General features: G+C 45.8%; 4 protein-coding genes. 1 reads left to right on the plus strand and 3 read right to left on the minus strand.

Annotation, left to right across the window (positions count from 1 at the left end; genetic code table 11):
* The first annotated feature begins 209 nt into the window (after nucleotides 1–209).
* Complete coding sequence (locus CRENPOLYSF2_RS18935) at nucleotides 210–434, plus strand: hypothetical protein (RefSeq protein ID WP_176371167.1); 225 nt, start codon at nucleotides 210–212, stop codon at nucleotides 432–434.
* 73 nt (nucleotides 435–507) lie between these two features.
* Here the strand turns inward: CRENPOLYSF2_RS18935 and CRENPOLYSF2_RS18060 are convergent, their stop codons facing one another.
* From CRENPOLYSF2_RS18060 to CRENPOLYSF2_RS18070, 3 genes are all read right to left on the minus strand, one after another.
* Nucleotides 508–1,722 (minus strand): VOC family protein, encoded by a 1,215-nt coding sequence (locus CRENPOLYSF2_RS18060; RefSeq protein WP_087145345.1) that lies wholly within the window; start codon nucleotides 1,720–1,722, stop codon nucleotides 508–510.
* 76 nt (nucleotides 1,723–1,798) lie between these two features.
* Nucleotides 1,799–2,773 (minus strand): glucokinase, encoded by a 975-nt coding sequence (gene glk, locus CRENPOLYSF2_RS18065; RefSeq protein WP_087145346.1) that lies wholly within the window; start codon nucleotides 2,771–2,773, stop codon nucleotides 1,799–1,801.
* Entirely contained in the window at nucleotides 2,770–5,991 is a 3,222-nt protein-coding gene (locus tag CRENPOLYSF2_RS18070; RefSeq protein ID WP_087145351.1) for a glycoside hydrolase family 15 protein, read from the minus strand. The genes glk and CRENPOLYSF2_RS18070 overlap by 4 nt, the downstream gene beginning before the upstream one ends.
* Between the last annotated feature and the right edge of the window lie 254 nt (nucleotides 5,992–6,245).

The raw sequence follows: 6,245 nt of genomic DNA on the forward strand, positions 1-6,245 counted from the left end.
TTTAAGAAAGGGATACCGAAGGATACATCAGGAACGATCGGGGGAACACACAATTTCCTGATTTGACGGCATAGTAAGGTGATTGTAATTAAAGGATTGTCCTGTTTTTATTGACCCGGACAGCCCAATATTTGATAGCTAAAACGCTAACAACAAAACTTAAGCAGCATGAAACAGCAATGACTAATTCCGCAAGGTCTGTCGAAAAAATGAATACAAAGCCCTGTTCCTTAATCAGAGATGAAAAGCTGGATACACAAAAAGGCATTAAAAATAGCCTGACGGTTTGCCAAGTATCGGACTTATTGCTGGGCGTAGCTACGCTGAGCAGCAATCCACAGCCGATTACGGCACTAATGCCCAGTGCATTAATCCATATCTTTGGGGATGGGTCAAAATGGTGCAGCACAGTCACTGAATACCAAATCAGATAACACCACAGCACTATTTTTCCAGGTTTTATCAATACAAAGTATCTAATTATTGAATTCATTTATAAACGGAGCGCTAGTTTTTAACACCTTCCTCTTGCCCTGCGGCATAAGTTAATTGTGCCACGTTGTCGCGGGTAAAAAAGCCCTGGAAGTCACCGAAACGCTGTACATATTCAATAATCAGCGAGGAAAAATCAGAAGCCGATGAAAAAATCTGTTTCATGCCTTCTTCGCGTGAACCGACCGTATCCAACAAAAAGCCCTTGCCCTGGCTGACGATGGCATCAACTACTATATCAATATTTTCGCGGCCATAGCTTTGGCCATCTTTAACCGCCACTGCCATGTGATGCAAGCGCGGCCCATAATTACGCACAAAGTTCTCGGTAGGGCTAGGTAACTTATCTAAATGGTTAACACAATACGGATAATTATTGGCCGTGAATACCTTGGCAGGGCTATTGGATTCTGGCATCTGGCGGATGTTTTTGGTGACGTTGGTCGAAGAATTTTGGTCTTTAATATCGTAACTTCCCCAATAGTAATAACTCGACAACGCCAGATATTCCAGTAATGCCGCCTCACGGTTCTGGCTGTAAACCCGCGTCGCCAGATGGTCAATAGGCAGGATAAGTTGTTTGATGCCGAGGCGTTCCTGAATTTCCTTGCTGCGATCATTGGCGGCCTGTGCCGCCGACAGAACCATACATTCACCGTGTTGATAAACGCGTATGCCATTGAGCGGGCGTTCCATATAGCCCACTACATTCTGTGTGTAAGGTGACGGCTTGGAGATGCTGACATTGAGCGGTAAATCTAGCTCCGCTAGTTGCCCTACGGAAAAGAAGCGGAACTCGCGTTGCTGTTGCAAGGCGACGACTTCGTGACGGTTGGTAGCGAGCAAAATTTCGCCCAAATACCGGCTGTGCGGTTTTTGTACGCCGACCGGATAAAGATCGTTTAAACCACTGAAGATATCGTCGTAGCTGGAATTTTTAATTTCACGCAACAAAATATCAGGAGAATTCATATCGATACGCAAGACATGGGTTAAATGCTTGTCGCTATCCAGTGTTACCAGGTATTGATAGGGGGTCATCAACGCCAGTTCGGCAATATATTCTATCGAATTGCCGGGCTCAACACTGATCATCAGCGCTTCAATGCCGCCAATCATCTCCGTTAGGCCACTACGATCACGTTCTGCCAGCAGACGTTGTAAATAATCTTCAAAGAAATCCGAATTTTGTTTGTCGCCCAAACGTGGCATGTTGGTTGAGTAAAGCATGGTTGATTAATTCCTTAGGTGAGTGAGATCGAGGCTACAAAGTAAAGCAGTGAATGTCATTAAAAATGACCGGTTTTTAGTCATCAAAATAATGGATTGCGCCAAGGAGCGGTGTGCGTGGGTTCAATGACAATTTAACCGAAATGTTGTCGAGCAAAGCTAGAAAGCGACCCTTCGCTTTAAAGGCGCGTATAAAATTGCCATCTTGCATCGCGGGTAATATTTTTGCGCCGATGCCGCCGCCAATAAAAACCCCGCCGGTGGCCAGTGATTTCAACGCCAAGTTGCCGGTTTCAGCACCATAAAGCGCAACAAAAAGTCTGACTACCGCTACACATACGGCATCTTCACCTTCAACACCCAGCTTAGAAATAACAGCATTCCTATCAAGGCCACTGTTAATATCCAGCAGGCTTGAGCATGTCGGCGCTAACCCCTGGTCACAGAAAAAATCATATAAGTGGCTAAAACCAATGCCCGACAAGATACGTTCGTAACTGACATGCTCAGGGTAAATTTTTCGAAGATAAGTTAACAGTAGATCCTGCGTGGCATTTTGAGCGGCAAAATCGCTGTGGCCACCCTCGGTTGCCATAGGATGGTGTTTCTTACCATCCCAATACAGAATGGCTTCACCTAAACCGGTGCCCGCCGCTATGACGGCTATATTGCCAGTCTGCGGCTGTGCCTTAGGATTTAATTCAATAAGCTCCTGTTCGGGTAACTGCAACATGCCCAGTGCCATTGCTTCCAGGTCATTGAGTAGTTTTACTCTGGATGCCACCAGTGTTATTTTCAGTGCCTCTGTATCCAACACCCACGGCAAATTGGTAGTTTGGCAACGTTGACTGACGACGGGGCCTGCAACACCAAAACAAGCCGATGTAACGGTAACGTCGGCAGGTAAAAAGTCCGCCAGAATATCGTCAAATTTTAAAAAACTTTGGCTCGGATAGGTTGCTTCTTTAATGATTGTTAATGAACCACTGGACTCTCTGGCTAAAAGCGCTAATACCGTTTTTGTTCCGCCTATATCACCCGCCAGTATCACGATGAACTCCTGTCATTATTGTTAAGTAAATGTATTAAGGCATCAAGGATACCATTGGCAATTTGGTGCGGCGGTGCGTGGTAAAAATCCTGCCACGCCAATAATGTAGAGTCGTCGATATTGTCTTTATGTTCAGGGTTAGATTGCAGCCAGTTGATTCTTACCGCATGGTCAATCAAGGTATCTGTCACCAAAGTATCATCAATGTGCAGTGCCGGATTTTCACGAAAAATAAACGCGATGGCTTTCAGTGTTTCTACTGTTAATTGGCGATACACCGGAGCCTGGATTTTGTTGAGCAAATGGCTGACATGCAACTGGAAACTTTGTTCACCGGCTGTCGATTGCGATAGCGTGGTTTCGCTGTCCAGACGGTTTTTAGCGTTGAATTTTTCGCCTATCGTTAAGCCTTGGCAGTGATGCAGAATATCCCAGACGCTGGCAAAAAAAACGCTGTTTTCTCTGCCAACACTGCCTTGTTGCTCGCGCCACGCATACCAGCCATCAACATCACCACGATCATTAGCATCCATGTTTTTTGAGAAACGCGCACGGGTTAATTCTCGGCAATCGCCTTCATAATGCAGCGCTTCAGAGAGTTCCAACTGGTCTTCGGTATTGCTATAATCTTCCAGTGTTTCGGTTACCTTTCTAAACAACTGATACGGCGGCAAGGAAAGAATCTCGTTAAATGTCAGATCCGGTGCGCCGCAATCTGATTCGCGTTGCTGCCTGGCAATAATCAACTGCAAAATATGCCCTACCCTCACCGTGTGCATATCGGTGAACAGTTCTGGGTCAGACTTGATCAACATGCCCAAATAAAGGATCAATTCCTGAATAATGACGTGTTCGCTAGCATCGTTATTATTGTAGGTACGGATCGTGTGCAAAATTTCTGAAGAATCAGCCGGACGCGTTAAAGTGGCCTTGCTTCTGTAGGCGCGACCCACGGTCAGCGCATGTTGGCGCACCAGTATGTCGGTGGCCGCCTGTTCCAGGTTGATGTCATACTTACCCAACAAACCCGCACAGCGCCTGACAATCATCCAAACGTGCTGATCACCGGCGCGTTCATAAATTTCTTCCAGTAGATCACGCACACGAGCCGTTGTGCCGGTCGTCGCTATTAATCCGGTGTCGTAATCCAGGCCATGACGAAGACTGAGCAAACTTAATGCTTCCAGTTGTGCGTACAGATTAGCGCTAGTTTTTAACTGCTCGATAAGTACTTCGTCAGTACTGTTGTCCAATGTTGCCAATGTGTCTGTAGACAAAGCCACGGGCGATTCGGTATTGAGCGGCAATACCTGACAGAAAGGCCGTGCTGTTTCTTCCCAGGATGCTTTAGAAAACTGAAAATCATGTAAGTAATTGATTTTTTCCTGGCTTGCAGATTCTGCAAAATCCGACAGTGTACCCAGTTGCAAAGCAATGCCTTGGGTAACACCTTGTTGCAGTTCTTTGATAAAATCAATAAGAACATCACGTTGCTGGCTGCCCAGCATATTTTGTTTGATGACCATGACAAACACAGGGTTTCCTGGTCTATCCCAGTGCTTATAAATATAGGCAAATTCCACGCGCAACCGCTTGATGAGCAAGCGGTTGTCCATGGCCAGATAAAAGCCTTTTTGGTTAAGGCATTGCGGTAAAAATAACAGCCGTTCACCTGCCAAAATATACAGTTTTGAAGTTGCCAATGTACGTAACTGTCGCAGTGGGCGACCGCTCAAGCCTATGCGGTCATTTCTGCCGACATGGGTGTAAGCTTGTGCCAGTTCAGTGGCCTCCCTGATTTGAATCGGCGCAATTTCTGCGAGGGTTTGTGTATGAATACCGAAAGCCATTAAGTGGCTTTGCACTGTTTCATCCTGTGCCAGCAACTGGACTTGCAGTGTGCAATTCTGGGATTGTTGCGTTACTTTATGGCGGCCTATCGGGTCGATGTCATCAAGGTTAAGCAAATCGTCTTGAATAAGACACCCTAAAATAAACAGACTTTGCGCCCAAACCAAAGGGATGTTTTCATTCGGAACCCGATCCTGACTGTGTGGCTTGGCTTTTTCAGCGGCGATGGCATCCAAAGGCACGGCATACAGTTCCGGTAATAATTGCTGCCCCTTTTGTTCTACCAACAGGCTTTCCAGTTGCGTGCGATAACGCAAAGCAGCCTCCGATTCACCCTTAAATAAATGATTAAGCAGAAGATAGGTAAAAAACAACGGCCATTCACATTCAATCGCTATAAATTGCTTTAATTCATGGGGATCATAATATTGGCGGTGGCTGTCTTCTATAACGGTTTGGTGACCGTCCAATAAGAAGCGTTTACAACCGTAACGACCTTCCAGTTTTTCGCATATAACGGCTTCTGTTTTTGCCCGTATAGTCTGATTATCAACTGCAAAAGCCGGAAATCCGGTGATGCTAAGAATGGCGGCATCGGTTTCTTTGGAAATCGATTCTCTGGGTAACAAGGCTTCCAGCGCAATGCGTGTGCGGGCAATATCATCACTGATGACATGCACGACAGAGGCTTGTCCACCGTCTTTACCAAATAAATTAAAACCTGATAAGGCTTCCAAAGCGGCTTTCGCCATGCCGGTGGAGCTGGCATTCAATTCGGCAATACCATGATTAATTTTGTGGCCACGTTCCCAAATGCCGTAGTCGGGTGTGCGGTACGCACGGCTAATGTAATGCACCAGATTTTGCACAAAGTTGACTTCATCGATGGTAAAGACAATGCGTAAACCGGAAGCTGTCATTTGCGCTAGCATTAACAGAAATAAAGACGTGGCATCCAGTTGCAAATGTCCCCATTCATGATCGCCAACGACACAGCCACCCGATTTAGTGTCGTATTTGGCGTGCAGTGCATCCATTGGGTTCTGTGACTGCTTAAATTTTTCAACTTTTTGCGCCTGGCGCATCATGGCTGTTAACAGACCGCGCATCAATTTGACTACGCTTTGTTCGAGGATGTAGGTTCGTCCCTGTTTTTCTTCACTACGCCGATAAGCCAGAGCCAGTCCCCAGGCGGCGAGAATACTGTAAACATTGTCTCTTACCCAGGCATCGGTATAGTTGCCGTGCACGTTAACAGCCGTACTGGCGGGCAGCAATCCGCTGACCCAATCTTGCCGGTTAAGAATGATGTCTTGTACTTGCTGGTAGTAAGCATCAAGTTTATGGTGTGCTTGGTTCAGTTCCATGTTGTGCAATGCGCCGATTTCCAATGAAAACGTTGTATCCATAGAAAATTATAAGCAGATGTTATGCCAACAAAACTGTTAGTCGTAGCCAGGCGATGATATACACGGATTTAGTAAGGGCATCAGCTACAGTTGATATGACAAATCTTCTTGCCATTCAAATGAAAGCTAATCACTATTATTGTTGTCGATGGCTAGTACTTAGTCACTCTTTAAGTGTCGGATAAAGCTTTTTCAATTTTATCCGAGCATCC

Origin of the sequence: Crenothrix polyspora, from assembly GCF_900163755.1 — a bacterium.
Classification (GTDB): domain Bacteria; phylum Pseudomonadota; class Gammaproteobacteria; order Methylococcales; family Methylomonadaceae; genus Crenothrix; species Crenothrix polyspora.